General features: G+C 65.6%; 15 protein-coding genes. 6 read left to right on the top strand and 9 right to left on the bottom strand.

Annotated features, from left to right (window positions below):
* Positions 1-14: 14 nt before the first annotated feature.
* From AKN83_RS29785 to AKN83_RS29825, 9 genes are all read right to left on the bottom strand, one after another.
* Positions 15-1,112 (bottom strand): ABC transporter ATP-binding protein, encoded by a 1,098-nt coding sequence (locus tag AKN83_RS29785; RefSeq protein WP_050404560.1) that lies wholly within the window; start codon positions 1,110-1,112, stop codon positions 15-17.
* On the bottom strand, positions 1,109-2,098 hold the full coding sequence (locus tag AKN83_RS29790; RefSeq protein WP_063695591.1) for an ABC transporter ATP-binding protein: 990 nt from the start codon (positions 2,096-2,098) through the stop codon (positions 1,109-1,111). The genes AKN83_RS29785 and AKN83_RS29790 overlap by 4 nt, the downstream gene beginning before the upstream one ends.
* Complete coding sequence (locus AKN83_RS29795) at positions 2,095-2,805, bottom strand: DUF1028 domain-containing protein (RefSeq protein ID WP_050404559.1); 711 nt, start codon at positions 2,803-2,805, stop codon at positions 2,095-2,097. Before AKN83_RS29795 ends, AKN83_RS29790 begins: the two co-directional genes overlap by 4 nt.
* A gap of 9 nt (positions 2,806-2,814) precedes the next feature.
* On the bottom strand, positions 2,815-4,620 hold the full coding sequence (locus tag AKN83_RS29800) for a gamma-glutamyltransferase family protein (RefSeq protein WP_050404558.1): 1,806 nt from the start codon (positions 4,618-4,620) through the stop codon (positions 2,815-2,817).
* Between the two features lie 120 nt (positions 4,621-4,740).
* Entirely contained in the window at positions 4,741-5,736 is a 996-nt protein-coding gene (locus tag AKN83_RS29805) for an ABC transporter ATP-binding protein (RefSeq protein WP_050404557.1), read from the bottom strand.
* Positions 5,733-6,716, bottom strand: a complete 984-nt coding sequence (locus AKN83_RS29810) for an ABC transporter ATP-binding protein (RefSeq protein ID WP_050404556.1) — start codon at positions 6,714-6,716, stop codon at positions 5,733-5,735. The genes AKN83_RS29805 and AKN83_RS29810 overlap by 4 nt, the downstream gene beginning before the upstream one ends.
* Positions 6,713-7,672: an ABC transporter permease gene (locus tag AKN83_RS29815; protein WP_050404555.1), complete on the bottom strand. Its 960-nt coding sequence runs from the start codon at positions 7,670-7,672 to the stop codon at positions 6,713-6,715. Before AKN83_RS29815 ends, AKN83_RS29810 begins: the two co-directional genes overlap by 4 nt.
* Before the next feature lie 11 nt (positions 7,673-7,683).
* Positions 7,684-8,664 (bottom strand): ABC transporter permease, encoded by a 981-nt coding sequence (locus tag AKN83_RS29820; protein WP_050404554.1) that lies wholly within the window; start codon positions 8,662-8,664, stop codon positions 7,684-7,686.
* 103 nt (positions 8,665-8,767) lie between these two features.
* Positions 8,768-10,366: an ABC transporter substrate-binding protein gene (locus tag AKN83_RS29825; RefSeq protein WP_050404553.1), complete on the bottom strand. Its 1,599-nt coding sequence runs from the start codon at positions 10,364-10,366 to the stop codon at positions 8,768-8,770.
* Between the two features lie 385 nt (positions 10,367-10,751).
* Between AKN83_RS29825 and AKN83_RS29830 the strand changes: the two genes are divergently transcribed.
* The 6 genes from AKN83_RS29830 to AKN83_RS29855 form a co-directional block, all read left to right on the top strand.
* Positions 10,752-11,006, top strand: coding sequence for a DUF6489 family protein (locus AKN83_RS29830; protein ID WP_050404552.1), 255 nt, complete (start codon positions 10,752-10,754; stop codon positions 11,004-11,006).
* 65 nt (positions 11,007-11,071) lie between these two features.
* Complete coding sequence (locus AKN83_RS29835; RefSeq protein WP_244522157.1) at positions 11,072-11,806, top strand: alpha/beta hydrolase; 735 nt, start codon at positions 11,072-11,074, stop codon at positions 11,804-11,806.
* 53 nt (positions 11,807-11,859) lie between these two features.
* Entirely contained in the window at positions 11,860-13,410 is a 1,551-nt protein-coding gene (locus AKN83_RS29840) for a WS/DGAT/MGAT family O-acyltransferase (RefSeq protein WP_050404550.1), read from the top strand.
* Between the two features lie 12 nt (positions 13,411-13,422).
* Complete coding sequence (locus AKN83_RS29845) at positions 13,423-14,418, top strand: alpha/beta fold hydrolase (protein ID WP_050404549.1); 996 nt, start codon at positions 13,423-13,425, stop codon at positions 14,416-14,418.
* A 124-nt stretch (positions 14,419-14,542) separates the two neighbouring features.
* Positions 14,543-17,776: a bifunctional cytochrome P450/NADPH--P450 reductase gene (locus AKN83_RS29850; RefSeq protein WP_050404548.1), complete on the top strand. Its 3,234-nt coding sequence runs from the start codon at positions 14,543-14,545 to the stop codon at positions 17,774-17,776.
* 122 nt (positions 17,777-17,898) lie between these two features.
* On the top strand, positions 17,899-18,093 hold a 195-nt coding region (locus AKN83_RS29855), incomplete at its 3' end, for a helix-turn-helix domain-containing protein (protein ID WP_157113631.1).

Genomic DNA, 18,093 nt, shown 5'->3' on the forward strand with positions numbered 1-18,093 from the left:
CAACCCCTTATTTCCTACGTCTTTATTTCCTGTGAAATAACCCCACGCCGCTCCGAGGCTTCCGCCGCATTGAACGCCGCCACCAGCTTTTCCAGTGCCGGCGAGAATCCGCCGTCGGACGGCACGATCGCCTCCGCGCCGGGCAGCTCGCCGGTCCGGTGACAGGCCGTTGCATATCCGGTGCCATCTTCGCGCAACTGCGGCACTTCGCTGCGGCAGCGCGCGACCACATAGGGGCAGCGGGTATGGAAGCGGCAGCCCGTCGGCGGATTGAGCGCGCTCGGCAGCTCGCCTTCCAGCACGATGCGGCTGCGTTTGGCACGCGGCTTCGGCACCGGGATCGCCGACAGCAGAGCGCGGCTGTAGGGATGGCGCGGGGCGGCGAACAGTGCTTGCGCCTCCGCCGTCTCGACGATGGTGCCGAGATTCATCACGGCGACGCGGTCCGCGATGTGCTTGACGACGGCGAGATCGTGCGAGACGAAGATGTAGGCGAGCTTCAGGCGATCCTGCAGGTCGCGCAGCAAATTCAATATCTGCGAGCGGATCGAGACGTCGAGCGCCGACACCGGCTCGTCGCAGATGATCAGCTTCGGCTCGACCGCGAGCGCACGGGCAATTGCGACGCGCTGGCGCTGGCCGCCGGAGAATTCGTGGGGATAGCGGCGCGCAAAGCGCGGCTCGAGCCCGACCAGACGCAACAGCTCTTCGACCCGCGCGCGGCGGTCTGCGGCCGGGACGAGATTGTGCAGCGCCAGCGGCTCGGTCAGGATCTGGCTCACCATCATGCGCGGGTTGAGCGAGGCGTAGGGGTCCTGGAAGATCAGCTGCGCATCGCGGCGGAACGCGCGCAAATGCGCGGCATCAAGCGTGCCGAGGTCGCGGCCTTCGAAGGTGACGCGGCCAGCGTCCGGCTCGATCAGCCGCAGCACCAGCCGGCTGACGGTTGATTTGCCGCAGCCGGATTCGCCGACCAGCGCCAGCGTCTTGCCGGCCTCGACCGTGAAGCTGACGCCGTCGACCGCCTTCACATGGGCGGTTGGCCGGCCGAACACCGAACGTTCGGCGACGAAATGCTTCACCAGCCCTTCGACCTCGAGCAGCGCAGTCATGACACCAGCCGCTCCAGCGGGGCGCGGATGCAGCGCGAGGCGTGGGTTGCGCTCAGCAGCGCGAGCGGCGGCGGCAACCGGGTGCACGCATCTTCCACGAACGGGCAGCGCGCCGCGAAGCGGCAGCCCGTCGGCGGGTTCGCCATATTCGGCACCATGCCCTCGATGGTGGCGAGGTGGCTGGTGCGGCGGTCGAGCCGCGGGATCGAGCCGAGCAGGCCGACCGTGTAGGGATGTTGCGGGTTAGCGAACAGCTCATCCACCGGGGCACGCTCGACGATCTCGCCGGCATACATCACCGCGACCTCGTCGCAGACCTCCGCGACGACGCCGAGATCGTGGGTGATCAGGATGATCGCAGCCCCGCTCGCGGCCTTCAGCTCGCGCATCAGGTCGAGGATTTGCGCCTGCAGCGTGACGTCGAGCGCGGTGGTCGGCTCGTCGGCGATCAGGAGCTGCGGATCGCAGGCCAGCGCCATCGCGATCATCACGCGCTGGCGCATGCCGCCGGACAGCTTGTGCGGATAGTCGTCGATGCGTTTCTCGGGCGAGGGGATATGCACGCGGCGCAGCAGCTCGATGGTGCGCTCGCGCGCCGCGCGCCGGGAGCCGCCGCGGTGGCGCAAAATCGTCTCGGTGATCTGGTCGCCGATGGTGAAGCTCGGGTTGAGTGAGGTCATCGGCTCCTGGAAGATCATCGCGAGGCGATTGCCGCGCAGGTCGCGCAGCGTCGCATCCGGCACGTCGAGCAGGTCGAAGCCGTCGAAGCGGATCGCGCCGGAGACCGCGGCGGATTGCTTCGGCAACAAGCCCATGATCGCGAGCGAAGTGACGCTCTTGCCGCAGCCGGACTCGCCGACCAGGCCGAGCGTGGCGCCCTTCGCGACGGACAGATCGACACTGTCGACGGCATGCGTCATGCGGCCGTCGTCACCATGGAAGGTGACGCGCAGGCCCTCGATCTCGATCAGCGGGCCGGCGGTCATGCGCGGCTCTTGGCTGCCGCTGCGATGCCGGCCTCGATCCTGGCGCGGTCGCTGATTCCGGCCGGGTTGTCCCGGGTCGGCATGAAGGTCCGGAATGGAACCCAGTGTTCACGGCTGACCGCTTCGAGCCGTTCGAGCTCGCGCAAGGGATCGGCGTGGTCGTCGACCCGCAGGTCGAGCAACGGCCATTGCTCGGTGCCGTGGATCAGCAGCGCCGCCGATTGCTTGCCGCGCTTGTCGCCGCCGGCTGCTTCACCGGCGAACATCGCCTTGATCAGCCGCACTGCGAACGGCAGCTTCTCGTTCGCGGCATAGACGCGTGCGGTCTCGTCGAGCACGGAGGAGCCGGCCAGCATGTTGCCGGCAATCGAGAAGCCGTCGCCGGCGATATGGCCGAACCAGTCGATGCAATCCTTGCCGGAGTGGGCGGCGATCCGGCCCTTGCTGTCCATGACATGCACCTGCCGGCTCTCGCGGCCGCTGTCGGGCGCGAGCAGCGCCGCGATCGTCTCATGCGGGCTGTTGCCGTCGCGCAGCAGCGCGAGGCCGTCGATGCCGTAATAGGGATTGACCAGCGCCTGTGTCGCGATGGCGCCGATGTCCGGTGCGATGTGCGGCACCAGCGCGCCGACCGCGAAGAACCGCGTCGCGACCGCGATGCCGAGCTGGCCGGTGGCGCTGTCGCGGGCGATGATCGACCAGGTCATCCGAAACCTCTAGCGGCCCGCGGCGTAACCTTGCATGCCGCGCGGATTGGCGGCGGCACGGCGGCGGGGGCCGACCTTCGAGGCCGCGGTGAGGCGGCCTTCCGACCAATCCGGGCCAATCTCCACCACATGGCCGCGGCGCTTCAATTCGTCGACGGTCGGTTTCGGCACGCGGTTTTCCAGCACCAGCACGCCGGGCCGCGAGGTGCGCGGCCAGAACGAGATCGGGAAATGCTCGGAGTGCCAGGCCGGCGCGTCGATCGCCTCCTGCAAATTGAGCCTGGCGTGGACGTGGCGCAGGAAGAACTGCGTGATCCACTGATCCTGCTGGTCGCCGCCCGGCGAGCCCCAGGAGAGGTACGGCTCGCCGTCGCGCAGCGCCATGGTCGGCGACAGCGTGGTGCGCGGCCGCTTGCCCGGCGCCAGCGAGGCCGGGTGATTTTCTTCCAGCCAAAACATCTGGGCGCGGCTGCCGAGGCAGAAGCCGATCTCGGGAATCACAGGCGAGGATTGCAGCCAGCCGCCGGATGGCGTCGCCGAGATCATGTTGCCGGCTTTGTCGATGATGTCGAAATGCACGGTGTCGCCGCGTACCTCGCCGAACCGGCCGACCGTCGGTTCGCCCGCGCCCATGGCGCCGACCGCCTCGCGATGTCCTTCCGCGTGCCGCAGCTTCACGACACCGCCGAAGCCTGCGACCGAGCCGGGGCGGAAGTCGAGCGACGCCTTGTCCTTCGAGATCAGCTTGCGTCGTTCGTTGTTGTAGGCATCCGACAGCAGCGTTTCGATCGGGATGTCGGTGAACTTCGGATCGCCGTAGAACGTCTCGCGATCAGCATAGGCGAGCTTGGCGGCTTCGATCTGCAGATGGATGAAGTCGGGGCCTGCGGGATCGAGCCCGTCGAGCTCGAAACCCTTCAGCAGCGCGAGCTGCTGCAGCATCACCGGACCCTGGCTCCAGACGCCGCACTTCTGCACGGTGTAGCGGCCGTAGTCATAGGTCAGCGGCGCCTCGATGGTCGGGTGCCAGCGCGCCATGTCGTCGGCCGACAGCACGCCGCGATGCGGCGAGCCGGAGACGTCCATGACCTCCTGGGTGCGGCAGAACCTGTCGATCGCCTCGGCGACGAAGCCCTTCGACCAGGCCTGTCGCGCGCGCTCGATCTGCGCGATGCGGTCACTTCCCGCGCTCTCCGCCTCGGTCAGGATGCGAGCGTACGTCTCAGCAAGCTTTTTGTTGGTGAACATGGTGCCGGGCTTCGGCACCTCGCCATTGGGCAGATAGACCTCGGCCGAGGTGCTCCAGTATTTCCGGAACAGCTGCTCGACGGTCTTGATCGTGGCGGAGGCGCGCTCGACCAGCGGATGGCCGTCGCGGGCATAGCCGATCGCGGGCTCCAGCACGTCGCGCAGCCTCAATGTGCCGTAGTCGCGCAGCAGCAGCATCCAGGTTTCGAACGTGCCGGGCACGCACGCCGCGAGCAAGCCGGTGCCGGGCACCATCTCGAGGCCTTCGCTGCGATAATGCGCGATCGTCGCCTTGGCCGGCGCCGGTCCCTGGCCGCAGATCACTTCGGTCTTGCCGCGCTTGACATCGTGCACGATGAGCGGGACGTCGCCGCCTGGGCCATTCAGATGCGGCTCGACCACCTGCAGCGTGAACGCCGCCGCAACGCCGGCATCGAAGGCGTTGCCGCCCTTCTCCAATGCCGCCATGCCGACCGCGGTCGCGATCCAGTGCGTCGAGGTGACGACACCGAAGGTGCCTTCGATCTCGGGCCTTGTGGTGAACGGATCGGGATTGACGTTGCTCATGCTGCGCTTCCGGCTGGGTCTCTAAAGGGTCTCTCGACGGGTCTCCTCGCGCGCGCACTTGATCACAGGCGGGCTGGTATGCCAACCGCTTGGTGGACATGGCCGCTCCCATCCGCGTGATCATGCCGGAACGGCGGCGGCGGGGCTGTTGACGGCGTGGCAGGCGACGCCGTCGATCAGTTCCGGCGCCTTCTCGCGGCAGAGATCGAAGGCGAGGGGACAGCGCGGATTGAACGCGCAGCCCCGTGGCGGATCGATCGGGTTCGGAATCTCGCCCTTGACCGGGATGCGCTGGCGGCCGGACATCGCAAGGTCCGGAACCGCGCCGAGCAGCATCTTGGTGTAGGGCATCCGCGGGTTCTCGAACAATTTCCGGCCCTCGGCGATCTCGACGATGCGGCCGAGATACATCACGCCGATCCGGCTCGCCATGTGGCGGACGACTGCCAGATTGTGACTGATGAAGAGATAGGTCAGGCCGAACTTGTCCTGCAGATCGCGCATCAGGTTGAGGATCTGCGCCTGCACCGAGACGTCGAGCGCCGAAGTCGGCTCGTCGCAGACGATGAACTCGGCCTCCGACGCCAGCGCGCGGGCGATCGCGATGCGCTGGCGCTGGCCACCGGAGAACTCATGCGGGAATTTTTGGCCGTCGTCGGGGTGCAGACCGACCAGCGACAGCAATTCGCCGACCCGGGCCTTGATGTCGCGCTCGCCCTCGATCAGGTCGAAGGCGCGGATCGGCTCGGCCACGATAGCGGCGACTCGGTACCGTGGATTGAGGCTCGCATAAGGGTCCTGGAAAATCATCTGGATGCGCCGGCGCAGCCGGCGGCGCGCCTGGCCTTGTCGCGGATCGGTCATCGAGATGCCGTCGATGACGACTTCGCCCGAACTCGGTGGCAGCAGGCCAACGACCATGCGTGCGACCGTGGTCTTGCCGGAGCCGGATTCGCCGACCAGCGCAAACGTCTCGCCGCGCTTGATGTCGAAGCTGACGCCGTCGACGGCCTTCAGGAATTCGAGATGGCCGCCTTCGATCACCCGGTTGAGCCATGGCTTGGAGACGTCGAAGATGCGGCGCAGGTTCCTGACCTCGATCAAGGTCCCGTTCATGCCGCGGTCTCCTTCGCCGGCTCGAACAGGTGACAGGCGACCGATTGGTCACCTTGCCGGATCGGCTCGGGGCGCTCGACGCGGCAGCGATCGAAGACGAACGCACAGCGCGGATTGAACGGGCAGCCCGGCGGGATCGCCGACAGCCGCGGCATCGCGCCCGGGATCTGGACGAGGCGCTTGTCCTCGCCCGCGAGCGTCGGGATCGCGCCCATCAGGCCCTTGGCGTAGGGATGCAGCGGGTTGCGCACCACTTCCTGCACCGGGCCGATCTCGGCGATGCGGCCGGAATACATCACTGCGACGCGGTCGCAGGTCTCGGCGATCACCCCCATGTCGTGGGTCACCAGCATCACGGCGGTGCCGTGGTCGCGGCCGAGCCGCTTGATCAGCGCGATGATCTGCGCCTGCACCGAGACGTCGAGCGCGGTGGTCGGCTCGTCGGCGATGATCAACTCGGGCTCGGCGCAGATCGCAAGCGCGATCACGACGCGTTGGCGCATGCCGCCGGAGAATTCATGCGGGTAGCCGTCGATGCGCTTCTCCGGCGCAGGGATGCCGACCTCGGCCAACAGGTCGATGGCGCGCCGGCGCGCGGCGCTTTCGCTCAAGTTGGTGTGGGTGCGAATGGTCTCGATGATCTGGTCGCCGATCCGGTAGAGCGGATTGAGGCTGGTCAGCGGATCCTGGAAGATCATGCCGATCCGCTTGCCCCTGACGCGGCGGATTTCTTCCGGCGGAAGATGGTCGATCCGCGTGCCCGACAGCTCGATCTCGCCGCTACAGATGCGGCCGGGCGGATCGATCAGCCCGATCACGGCAAGGCCCGTGACCGACTTGCCGGCGCCGGACTCGCCGACCACGCCGAGCACCTCGCCCTTGGCGATCTCGAACGACACGCCGTTGATGGCGCGCAAGGTGGCGCGGCGGGTGACGAATTCCACCTCGAGGTTACGCACGGAAAGAACGGGTTGGGTCATCGGAGCTTCGGGTTGAGTGCGTCGCGCAGCCAGTCGCCGAGCAGGTTGATGGAGAGGATCAGGCCGGCGAGCGCAATGCCCGGGAAGGCGACGATCCACCATTCGCCGGCGAACAGATAGTTGTTGCCGATCCGGATCAGGGTGCCGAGCGACGGCATGGTGTCGGGCATGCCGGCGCCGAGGAACGACAGCGTCGCCTCGGTGATGATGGCCAGCGCGAGGTTGATGGTGGCGATCACCAGGATCGGTCCCATGGTGTTCGGCAGCACGTGGCGGAACATGATCTTCGGCGCCGGCAGGCCGATCAGCTGCGCCGCCGCGACATAGTCCTTGTTCTTCTCGACCATGACCGAGCCGCGCACGGTGCGGGCATATTGCACCCAGAAGCTGAGGCCGATCGCGATCACGAGCACGCCGAGCGTGCTCATCTCGTCGAGCCGGTTGCCGAGCAGCGATTTGGCGACGCCGTTGACCAGCAGGGCGATCAGGATCGCCGGGAAGGTGAGCTGGACGTCGGCGATCCGCATGATCACGCTGTCGACCACGCCGCCGAAATAGCCGGCGACCAGCCCAAGCGCGATACCGAGTGCGCCGGCGAACACCACGCCGGCAATGCCGACCGCAAGCGAAATGCGCAGGCCGTAGAGGATCGCGGAGAGCACGTCGCGGCCCTGCTCGTCGGTGCCGAGCAGGAACGGGCTCTGGCCGTCGGCGGTCCACAGCGGCGCGATCCGCGAGTTGATCAGTTGCAGCTGTGCCGGATCGAACGGGTTCTGCACCGCAAGCCAGGACGCAAAGATCGCCAGCAGGAAGAAGAGCAGCGTGATCGCGGCGGCGACCATCGTCAGCCTGGAGCGGCGGAACGAATAGAAGATGTCGCTGTCGAGCGCGCGCCTGAACCAGCCGGCAGGTGCCTGGTGGCCTTCGCTGCGATGGGGGACGACGGCGTCGGACATCGGTCAGCCCCTCACGCGGCGCGGCCGACGGTCGAGCGCAGGCGCGGATCGACCACGGTGTAGAGGATGTCGACCACGAGATTGATGGTGACGAAGATCAGCGAGACCATCAACAGATACGCGGCCATGATCGGGATATCGACGTTTTGCACGGCCTGCACGAACAGAAGCCCCATGCCCGGCCACTGGAACACGGTTTCGGTGATGATCGAGAAAGCAATAACCGAGCCAAACTGCAGGCCGGCCACCGTGATCACCGGAACCAGGGTGTTCTTCAGCGCATGGCCGAAATGGATCGCGCGGGTGGTCAGCCCGCGGGCGCGGGCGAAGCGGATATAGTCGGTGCGCAGCACCTCCAGCATTTCGGCGCGCACCAGCCGCATGATCAGGGTCATCTGGAACAGCCCGAGCGTGATCGCCGGCATGATGATCGCCTTCCATCCGGAGACGGTGAGCAGCCCGGTCGACCACCAGCCGAGCTTCACCACCTCGCCGCGGCCGAAGGAGGGCAGCCAGCCCAAGGTCACGGCAAACAGATAGATCAGGAGGATGCCGATCAGGAATGTCGGCAGCGAAATGCCGATCAGCGATACCGCCTGGAATAATCTGGCGAGGATGGTGTCGCGGCGCAGCGCCGAATAGACCCCCATCAGGATGCCGGCCACCATCGCAAAGATGGTGGCGACGATCGCAAGCTCCAGCGTCGCCGGCATGCGCTCAGCCAGCAGCGAGGAGACCGGCAGGCGGAACTGGTAGGACACGCCGAACTTGAACTGCAGCGCATTGATGAAGTAGCGGCCGAACTGCACCAGCACGGGATCGTCGAGGCCGAGCGAGTGCCGGATCTCGGCGCGCTGCGCGGCCGAAGTGTCGATCGAGACGATCTGGTTGACCGGGTCGCCGGCGAAGCGGAACATCGCGAACGCGATGACGCCGACGGCAAGCATGACGCCGATCGCCTGCAGGAAGCGGCGAAGAGTGAACGCGAGCATCTCTACCTTTCACTGCTATTGACATTTGGCGCGCGGCTTTGCGCGACCGGAAAACGCGAAGTCCCGGAAGCCTGCGCTTCCGGGACCCAATTCGCTGCAACCACTATTCACCCTGCTTGGTCGCCCAGTACAGCAGCACCTGGTTGTCCGCGCGCTGGGTCAATTTGACTTTTTTCGACACGCCCCACACCAGCGGTTGCTGATGCAGCGGAATGTAGCCGTAATCCTTGATGACGATCTCGTAGGCCTGCTTGATCAGCTGGTCGCGCTTGGCGGTGTCGCTTTCGACCAGCACCTTGTCGGTGAGCGCATCGACCTCCTTGTTGCAATAGCCGCCGAGATTGGCTTCGCCCCTCGTCGAATCCTTCGGATCGTCGCGGCAGCCGAGGATGTCGTGCAGCACGTTGTGCGAGTCCGACGTCGCGGGCGTCCAGCCCAGCATGAAGAACGAGGTCTGGTAGCCGCCGGGCTTCAGCACCTTGCCGAAATACTGCGCCTTCGGCTGCGCCAACAGGTTCACCTTGACGCCGATGCGGGCCAGCATGCCGACCACCGCCTGGCAGATCGCGGCGTCGTTGACGTAGCGGTCGTTCGGGCAATCCATCGTGACTTCGAAGCCGTTCGGATAGCCGGCGTCGGCCAGTAGCTTCTTGGCACCGTCCGGATCGAGTTTCGGCCGGGTGAACTCTTTCGACAGCGGATAGAGCTCGGGCGCGATCATCAGGGTCGAGGGCGTCGACATGCCGCGCATCACGCGGGTCTTGATCAGGTCGACGTCGATCGTCTTGTAGAAGGCTTCGCGAACCCTGATGTCCTTGAACGGATTCTTGCCCTTGACGTTGGAATACAGCAGCTCGTCGCGGGCCATATCCATGCCGATGAAGATGGTGCGGATCTCGGGTGCGGTCATCACGGTGGCGACGCCGCTGGAATTGACGCGCTGGATGTCCTGCAGCGGAACCGGCTCGATGACGTCGACCTCGCCCGAGAGCAGCGCGGCGACGCGGGTGGCGTCGGAGCCGATCGGGGTGAAGATGATCTCCTTGAGATTGTGCTCCACCTTGCGCCAATAATCCGGAAACGCCTTGAACACGGTCTTCACGCCGGGCTGATGGCTCTCGATCGTGAAGGGGCCGGTGCCGTTCTCGTGCAGCGCCGCGTAGCTCGGCGTGGTAGCGGAGGCCGGCGTCGGTGCGACCGAGTTGTTCTCCTCGCACCACTTCTTGTCCATGATGTACCAGCTATCCCATTGCGAGGTCAGGATGGGATTGGGCGAGTCCAGCGTCACGTCGACGGTGTAGTCGTCGACCTTGGTGAACTTGGCGTCGGCCGGGACGTTGCTGAGGAAGTTGGAGCCCTTGGCGCGGACGCGGTCGGCGGAGAACAGCACGTCGTCGGCGGTGAAGGGGTCGCCATTGTGGAATTTCACGCCCTTGCGCAGATGGAAGCGCCATTTGGTCGGGGTCAGCGTCTCCCAGCTTTCCGCCAGTGCCGGAATGATCTTGAGGTCCTTGTCGCGCGCGGTGAGGCCTTCGTAGACGTGGGCGTGGTGCGCGATCGTCGTGGTCTCCTTCAGGGTGTACGGATCGAGCGACTTCAGCTCACCCTGATTGGCATATTTCAGCGTCTGAGCCGATGCCGGCAAGGCAAAGGCGACCAGCGCGACGGCAGTCGCCGCAAACAAACTCCAACGTACCGACATGTGATCCCGCGTCCCCGTTTTTGTCCGCCGGCTGCTTTGTCCGGCTGGTATTATTGATGCATGTTGCCAGAGTTTACCGACGGCGCAAGCGCGATTTCCCAAAGGGTTAATCGCCTCGCGCGGGTGCAGCGCAATGAATGCGATATGAGGGTAGGCGGCCAGCGCGGGCGCGTGACATGCGACTTTCGGCGTGCCGCTTGCCGGTCGCCGAATGATCGCCGGCGAGCCCAGTTCGGGCCGGTCGCTCCAAACGGTTTGGTTGACCATAACGGATGATTGAGGCCGACTATAGATCGGGGCGGATACGGCTCGCTTGCGCGACGGACCCGGTCCCGGCGATACTGCGACGCGCCAAGGCGAACAAGGCGCATTTGAGGAGGCGGAAATGAAAGTCAACGTCGAGATAGATTGCACGCCCCTTGAAGCGCGACAGTTCTTCGGCCTGCCGGACGTGGCACCGATGCAGAACGCGGTCATGGACAGGCTGCAGCAGCAGATGCTGTCGAACATCGAGAAAGTCTCGCCGGAAGCATTGATGCAAAGCTGGTTCACCTTCGATCCCAAGCTCGCCGAGCGCTTCCAGGACATGTTCGTGACGATGGCCGGCCTCGGCGGCATGGGCAAGAAGGACAAGAAATAGTGGTGGCCGCGAAAGGGAGCGTTGATGCGGCCGAACGCCGATTGCGCCCACCCAGCGTATTTCTGATGCTGGCGGAAGCGCGCGGCGTGCTCGAGCTGAATTCGAGCCTGCTGCTGTCGCCGCTGCTGATGCAGGCGCCGAAGGGCGACGGTCATCCGGTGCTGGCGCTGCCCGGCTTCCTCGCCAGCGATCTGTCGATGGCGCCGATGCGTCGCTATCTGAAGGAGCTCGGCTATGACGCCTACGCCTGGAACATGGGCCGCAATCTTGGCGGAATCTCCAGCCGGCGGGCTGCGCTGCGCGACCTGTTGAAGCGGGTCCATGAGGCGTCCGGGCGCAAGGTCTCGATCATCGGCTGGAGCCTCGGCGGCGTCTATGCGCGCGACCTGGCGTCGCAGATGCCGGAACTGGTGCGCTCCATCATCACGCTGGGCAGTCCGTTCGCCGACGACATCCGCGCCACCAACGCGACCCGGCTGTACGAGCTGCTGTCCGGCGAGCAGGTGGACGACATCCCCGAGATTCGCGCGGCGATCGCCGGCGACATGCCGGTGCCGGCAACCTCGATCTATTCTCGCACCGACGGCATCGTGAACTGGCGGACCTCGCGGGTGCGGCCGTCGGCGACCGCCGAGAACATCGAGGTGCATCTCGCCAGCCATCTCGGCCTCGGCGTCAATCCCGCGGCGCTGTGGGCGATTGCGGACCGGCTGGCGCAGCCGGAAGGGGAGTTCCGGCATTTTGACCGCTCGGGCCCCTTTGGCATTGCTTATGGGCCGGCAGAACAGGCACTATCCTAACGGCGAGAAGCGCCGCCAAGGCGCCCGCGTGAGTTGGCTCTCGGGAGGAGATCATGAGCGACGCCAAGAAGCTGTCCTCGCTGGACGCATCGTTTCTGTATCTGGAAACGCCGGAGATGCCGATGCATGTCGGCAGCATGGCGATCTTCCGCCTGCCCGACGGCTACAAGGGGGACTTCTTCGAGGAGTTCAAGGCGATGATCGCCTCGCGGCTGCACATCGCGCCGATCCTCAAGTCGCGCCTGCAGAAGGCGCCGCTCGACATCGACCACCCCTCCTGGGTCGAGGACGACCAGTTCGACATCGACCGCCACATCTTCCGCGCCAGCCTGCCCGCACCGCACGATCGCGCCACGCTGGAGCGCATCGTCGGATGGATGCACGCCAAGCTGTTGAACCGCGCCCGCCCGCTCTGGGAGTTCTATGTCTTCGAGGGCATGAAGGACAACGAGATCGGGCTTTACTCCAAGATGCACCACGCCTGCATCGACGGCGGCGCCGGCGCGGCGCTGACCAGCATGATTTACGACCTCACGCCGGTGCCGCGGCAGATCGCGCCGCCGAGCGCGAAGAAGGTCGCGCAGGAGCCGCGCGACATCGCGGCCAATCTGATCGACGCCTATCAGCAGCTCTGGACCCAGCCGTTCGAGGCGGCCGCCGCCGCGCAAAAGAGCCTGGAGCTGCCGCGCTCCGGCAAGAGCGACCTCGGCTCGATCCTGTTCGACAACGCCATGTTCCAGATCGAGAGCGCGGTGAAGTTCGCAGGCTCCATGCCGACCGTGCTCAAGAGCCTTTCCGACGTCGTCGCCAAGGTCGCCGATCCGCGGTCGCGCGAGAGCCTGCAGGCAATGTCCTCGCCGCCGACCATCCTCAACAAGGCGATCTCGTCCGAGCGCAGCTTTGCTGGCACCTCGATCTCGCTGTCGCGCGCCAAGGCGCTGGCCAAGGTATCGGGCGGCAAGCTCAACGACGTCGTGCTGGCGCTCGCCTCGGGCGTGGTGCGGCGCTATCTGATCAGCCAGGGTGCGCTGCCGAACAAGTCGCTGACGGCCGGCGTGCCGATCTCGCTGCGCGAGGAAGGCAACGCCGAATCCAACAACCAGGTGTTCGGCATGGTCTGCTCGATCGCGACCGACGTCGAGGACCCGAAGAAGCGGCTGGAAACCATCATCGCGCAGTCCACCAAATCCAAGGAGATGTCGCATCCGCTGCGTGCCCTGGTGCCGCAGGTCTCCAACATCTCCCTGTTGGGCGCGCCGATCCTGGTACAGATCATGGCGCTGCTCTACAGCCGCTCCGACCTGTCGAACGTGCTGCCGCCGGCGACCAATATCACTGTGTCGAACGTGCCGGGGCCGCGGCAGACGCTGTACGCGGCGGGCGCAGAGCTGCTGCACATCTTCCCGGTCTCGATCTCGACGCACGGGATTGCGCTCAACATCACCGTGCAGAGCTACCGCGATCAGCTCGATTTCGGCTTCATCGTCGGTGCCAACATCATTCCGCATGTGCAGGTGATGTGCGACATGCTGCCGCTCGAATTCGATGCACTCGAGGCGGCGTTTGCGCCCCCGCCTGCCGACATCAAGGGCGCGGCCGAATAGAAAGACCTGTCCATGATCGACATGCCACCGCTGCAGTTTGCCGAGACGAACGGCATCCGCATAGGGTTCTACGAAGCAGGCCCCAAGACCGACACACCGCCCGTGGTGCTGTGCCACGGCTGGCCCGAACTGGCGTTTTCCTGGCGTCACCAGATCAAGGCGCTGGGCGAGGCCGGCATCCGGGTGATCGCACCGGACCAGCGCGGCTATGGCGCGACCGACCGGCCGGAGCCGGTCGAAGCCTACGACATGGAGCACCTGACCGGCGACCTCGTCGGCCTGCTCGACCACCTCAAGATCGACAAGGCGATCTTCGTCGGCCACGACTGGGGCGGCTTCGTCGTCTGGCAGATGCCGCTGAGGCATCCGTCGCGGGTCGCCGGCGTCGTCGGCGTCAACACGCCGCATTTGGACCGCGCGCCTGTTGATCCGATTGCGCTGTTCCGCCAGCGCTTCGGCGACCAGATGTACATCGTCCAGTTCCAGGACCCGGCACGCGAGCCGGACCGGATTTTCGGCAGCCGGGTCGAGCAGACCTTCGATGCCTTCATGCGCAAGCCGGCGCCGCGCGCCGCCGATGCGCCGCCCGAACAGCCGATCGCCGGCGCCGGCGCCTCGGCGCGGCTCAATCTGGCGTTCCCGCAGATGATCGCGAATTACGACGCCAGGCACGATCCGCGGACGCCGATCCTGTCGGCCGAAGAGAAGAAGGTGTTCGTCGACACCTTCACCAAAACCGGCTTCACCGGCGGCATCAACTGGTATCGCAACTTCACCCGCAACTGGGAACGATCGGCGGGGCTGGACCATCACGTGAAGGTGCCGTCGCTGATGATCATGGCCGAGAATGACGCGGTGCTGCCGCCCTCGGCCGCCGACGGCATGGAGAGACTGGTGCCGGATCTCGAAAAATACCTTGTCCGCGACAGCGGCCATTGGACGCAGCAGGAAAAGCCTGACGAGGTCAGCGCCAAGCTGATCGAGTGGCGCAGAAAGCGATTTGGGTAATTTCTGGCCGTCATAGCGAGGAGCGAAGCGACGAAGCAATCCATTCTATCCGCTTGCGGCACGATGGATTGCTTCGCTTCGCTCGCAATGACGGCTGAGAGGCAAGGCAGGGGGCACTTCGACAATGGCATCCGGCAACAGACTGAGTCCGATCCCGCATCCGCCGACGAAGCCGGTGGTCGGCAACATGCTGTCGCTGGATTCGAACGCACCGGTGCAGCATCTGGTCAAGCTCTCCAAGGAGCTCGGACCGATCTTCTGGCTCGACATGATGGGCGCGCCGCTCGTGATCGTCTCCGGTCACGATCTGGTCGACGAGCTCTCCGATGAGAAGCGCTTCGACAAGGCGGTGCGCGGCTCGCTGCGCCGGGTGCGCGCGGTCGGTGGCGACGGGCTGTTCACCGCCGACACCAAGGAGCCGAACTGGAGCAAGGCGCACAACATCCTGATGCAGCCGTTCGGCAACCGCGCCATGCAGTCGTATCACCCGAGCATGGTCGATATCGCCGAGCAGCTGGTCAAGAAATGGGAGCGCCTCAACGCCGACGAGGAGATCGAGGTCGTCCACGACATGACGGCGCTCACCCTCGACACCATCGGGCTGTGCGGCTTCGACTATCGCTTCAACTCGTTCTATCGCCGCGACTACCATCCCTTCGTGGAATCGCTGGTGCGCTCGCTCGAGACCATCATGATGACCCGCGGCCTGCCGCTCGAGGGTCTTTGGATGCAGAAGCGGCGCAAGACGCTCGCCGACGACGTCGCCTTCATGAACAAGATGGTCGACGAGATCATCGCCGAGCGACGCGGCAACACCGACGTGACCAGCGACAAGAAGGACATGCTGGCGGCGATGATGACCGGCGTCGACCGCTCCACCGGCGAGCAGCTCGACGACGTCAACATCCGCTACCAGATCAACACCTTCCTGATCGCCGGCCACGAGACCACCTCCGGCCTGCTGTCGTGCACGATCTATGCGTTGCTGAAACATCCCGAGGTGCTGAAGAAGGCCTATGAGGAGGTCGACCGTGTGCTTGGTCCCGACCTCGATGCGCGGCCGACCTATCAGCAGGTGACGCAGCTCACCTACATCACCCAGTGCCTGAAGGAGGCGCTGCGGCTATGGCCGCCGGCGCCGGCCTACGGCATCGCTCCGCTCAACGACGAGACGATCGGCGGCAAGTACAAGCTGAAGAAGAACACCTTCATCACCGTGCTGGTGATGGCGCTGCATCGCGATCCCTCGGTCTGGGGCCCGAACCCCGACGCGTTCGATCCGGAGAATTTCAGCCGCGAGGCGGAGGCCAAGCGGCCGATCAATGCCTGGAAGCCGTTCGGCAACGGCCAGCGCGCCTGCATCGGGCGCGGCTTCGCCATGCACGAGGCGGCGCTCGCGATCGGCATGATCCTGCAGCGCTTCAAGTTGCTCGACGTGCATCGCTACCAGATGCACCTGAAAGAGACGCTGACGATCAAGCCCGAAGGCTTCAGGATCAAGGTGCGGCCGCGTGACGACAGGGATCGCGGCGCGTTCGCCGGCAGCACGAGCGCGGTTGCGGCTGCGCCGAAGGCACCGCGCGCGCCGACCACGCGCCCCGGCCACAACACGCCGATGCTGGTGCTCTACGGCTCCAACCTCGGCTCGGCCGAGGAATTGGCGACCCGGATGGCCGATCTGTCGGAGATCAATGGTTTCGCGGTACGGCTCGGGCCGCTGGACGACTATGTCGGCAAGCTGCCGGAGGAGGGCGGTGTCCTGATCATCTGCGCCTCCTACAATGGCGCGGCGCCCGACAATGCGACGCAGTTCGTCAAATGGCTTGAGAGCGACCTGCCGAAGGACGCCTTCGCCAAGGTGCGCTACGCCGTGTTCGGCTGCGGCAACAGCGATTGGGCCGCGACCTACCAGTCGGTGCCGCGCTTCATCGACGAGCAGCTGACCAAGCATGGCGCCCGCGCCGTCTATCCGCGCGGCGAGGGCGATGCGCGCAGCGATCTCGACGGCCAGTTCCAGAAATGGTTTCCGGAGGCCGCGAAGGTCGCGACCAAGGAATTCGGCATCGACTGGAATTTCACTCGCACCGCCGAGGACGAACCGCTCTATGCGATCGAGCCGGTGGCGCAGGGCGCGGTCAACACCATCGTGACGCAGGGCGGCGCGGTGCCGATGAAGGTGCTCGCCAACAACGAGCTGCAGAACAAGGAAGGTGCCCATCCGTCGGAGCGCTTGACCCGGCATATCGAGGTCGAACTGCCGGCCAGCCTGAAGTATCGCGTCGGCGACCATCTCAGCGTGGTGCCGCGCAACGATCCGACCCTGGTCGATTCCGTCGCGCGTCGGTTCGGCTTCCTGCCGGCCGACCAGATCCGTTTGCAAGTCTCGGAGGGCCGGCGTGCGCAATTGCCGGTCGGCAACGCCGTGTCGGTCGGGCGGCTGCTCACCGAGTTCGTCGAACTGCAGCAGGTCGCGACCCGCAAGCAGATCCAGATCATGGCCGAGCACACCCGCTGCCCGGTGACCAAGCCGAAGCTGGTGGCCTATGTCGGCGACGACGAGGCCGCGGCCGAGCGCTATCGCGCCGAGGTGCTGGCGAAGCGCAAATCGGTGTTCGACCTGCTCGAGGAATATCCGGCCTGCGAGCTGCCGTTCCACCTCTACCTCGAAATGCTGTCGCTGCTGGCGCCGCGCTATTACTCGATCTCGTCGTCGCCGGCCGTCGCGGCGCAGCGTTGCAGCGTCACCGTTGGTGTCGTGGAAGCACCTGCAAGCTCGGGTCGCGGCATTTATAAAGGCGTCTGCTCGAACTATCTGGCGCGCCGCCGCGCCGGCGACACCGTCCATGCCACAATCAAGGAAACCAAGGCCGGCTTCCGCCTGCCTGACGACAACACTGTCCCGATCATCATGATCGGGCCGGGCACGGGCCTCGCCCCGTTCCGAGGCTTCCTGCAGGAGCGCGCCGCGCGCAAGGCGAAGGGCGCGACGCTGGGCCCCGCGATGCTGTTCTTCGGCTGCCGCCATCCGGAGCAGGACTTCATCTATGCGGACGAACTGAAGGCGTTCGCCGCCGATGGCATCAGCGAGCTCTACATCGCGTTCTCGCGCGCCGACGGGCCGAAGACCTACGTGCAGCATCTCGTCGCCGCGCAGAAGGATCGCGTCTGGGAGCTGATCGAGAAGGGCGCGATCGTCTATGTCTGTGGCGATGGCGGCAAGATGGAACCCGACGTCAAGGCGACGTTGATGTCGATCTATCGCGAACGCACTGGAGCCGACGCCGACGCTGCCGCGCGCTGGATCGAGGAGATGGGCACAGGGAACCGCTACGTGCTCGACGTCTGGGCCGGCGGGTAATTGCTACGTTGTAGCCCGGATGAAGCGAAGCGAAATCCGGGGCCAGTCGACCTGCGTGCGACTGGAGTGCACCCCAAAAGTGAGACACGGGAAATTAGGGACAGTTCTCTAACGGAGAACCTATGCCCAACAAATCACCCCGTGTTTTCAGCCGAGAGTTCAAGCTTGAGGCGGTTCGCCGCATTCTGGCGGGCGAGCGGATAAGGGCGCTTTCAGACGAGCTGAAGGTGCTGCGCAAGGATCTCTACGCCTGGCGCGATCTATTTCGGGCAGGCGGGGCGGCAGCGCTGCGGCCGATCGGCCGCCCGCGCAAAAGC

Origin of the sequence: Bradyrhizobium embrapense, from assembly GCF_001189235.2 — a bacterium.
Lineage (GTDB): Bacteria > Pseudomonadota > Alphaproteobacteria > Rhizobiales > Xanthobacteraceae > Bradyrhizobium > Bradyrhizobium embrapense.

Bases quoted from the DNA above. Each gene is read 5' to 3' on its own strand.
- AKN83_RS29785 (WP_050404560.1), bottom strand. From the start codon at position 1,112: ATGACTGCGCTGCTCGAGGTCGAAGGGCTGGTGAAGCATTTCGTCGCC.
- AKN83_RS29790 (WP_063695591.1), bottom strand. From the start codon at position 2,098: ATGACCGCCGGCCCGCTGATCGAGATCGAGGGCCTGCGCGTCACCTTC.
- AKN83_RS29795 (WP_050404559.1), bottom strand. From the start codon at position 2,805: ATGACCTGGTCGATCATCGCCCGCGACAGCGCCACCGGCCAGCTCGGC.
- AKN83_RS29800 (WP_050404558.1), bottom strand. From the start codon at position 4,620: ATGAGCAACGTCAATCCCGATCCGTTCACCACAAGGCCCGAGATCGAA.
- AKN83_RS29805 (WP_050404557.1), bottom strand. From the start codon at position 5,736: ATGAACGGGACCTTGATCGAGGTCAGGAACCTGCGCCGCATCTTCGAC.
- AKN83_RS29810 (WP_050404556.1), bottom strand. From the start codon at position 6,716: ATGACCCAACCCGTTCTTTCCGTGCGTAACCTCGAGGTGGAATTCGTC.
- AKN83_RS29815 (WP_050404555.1), bottom strand. From the start codon at position 7,672: ATGTCCGACGCCGTCGTCCCCCATCGCAGCGAAGGCCACCAGGCACCT.
- AKN83_RS29820 (WP_050404554.1), bottom strand. From the start codon at position 8,664: ATGCTCGCGTTCACTCTTCGCCGCTTCCTGCAGGCGATCGGCGTCATG.
- AKN83_RS29825 (WP_050404553.1), bottom strand. From the start codon at position 10,366: ATGTCGGTACGTTGGAGTTTGTTTGCGGCGACTGCCGTCGCGCTGGTC.
- AKN83_RS29830 (WP_050404552.1), top strand. From the start codon at position 10,752: ATGAAAGTCAACGTCGAGATAGATTGCACGCCCCTTGAAGCGCGACAG.
- AKN83_RS29835 (WP_244522157.1), top strand. From the start codon at position 11,072: ATGCTGGCGGAAGCGCGCGGCGTGCTCGAGCTGAATTCGAGCCTGCTG.
- AKN83_RS29840 (WP_050404550.1), top strand. From the start codon at position 11,860: ATGAGCGACGCCAAGAAGCTGTCCTCGCTGGACGCATCGTTTCTGTAT.
- AKN83_RS29845 (WP_050404549.1), top strand. From the start codon at position 13,423: ATGATCGACATGCCACCGCTGCAGTTTGCCGAGACGAACGGCATCCGC.
- AKN83_RS29850 (WP_050404548.1), top strand. From the start codon at position 14,543: ATGGCATCCGGCAACAGACTGAGTCCGATCCCGCATCCGCCGACGAAG.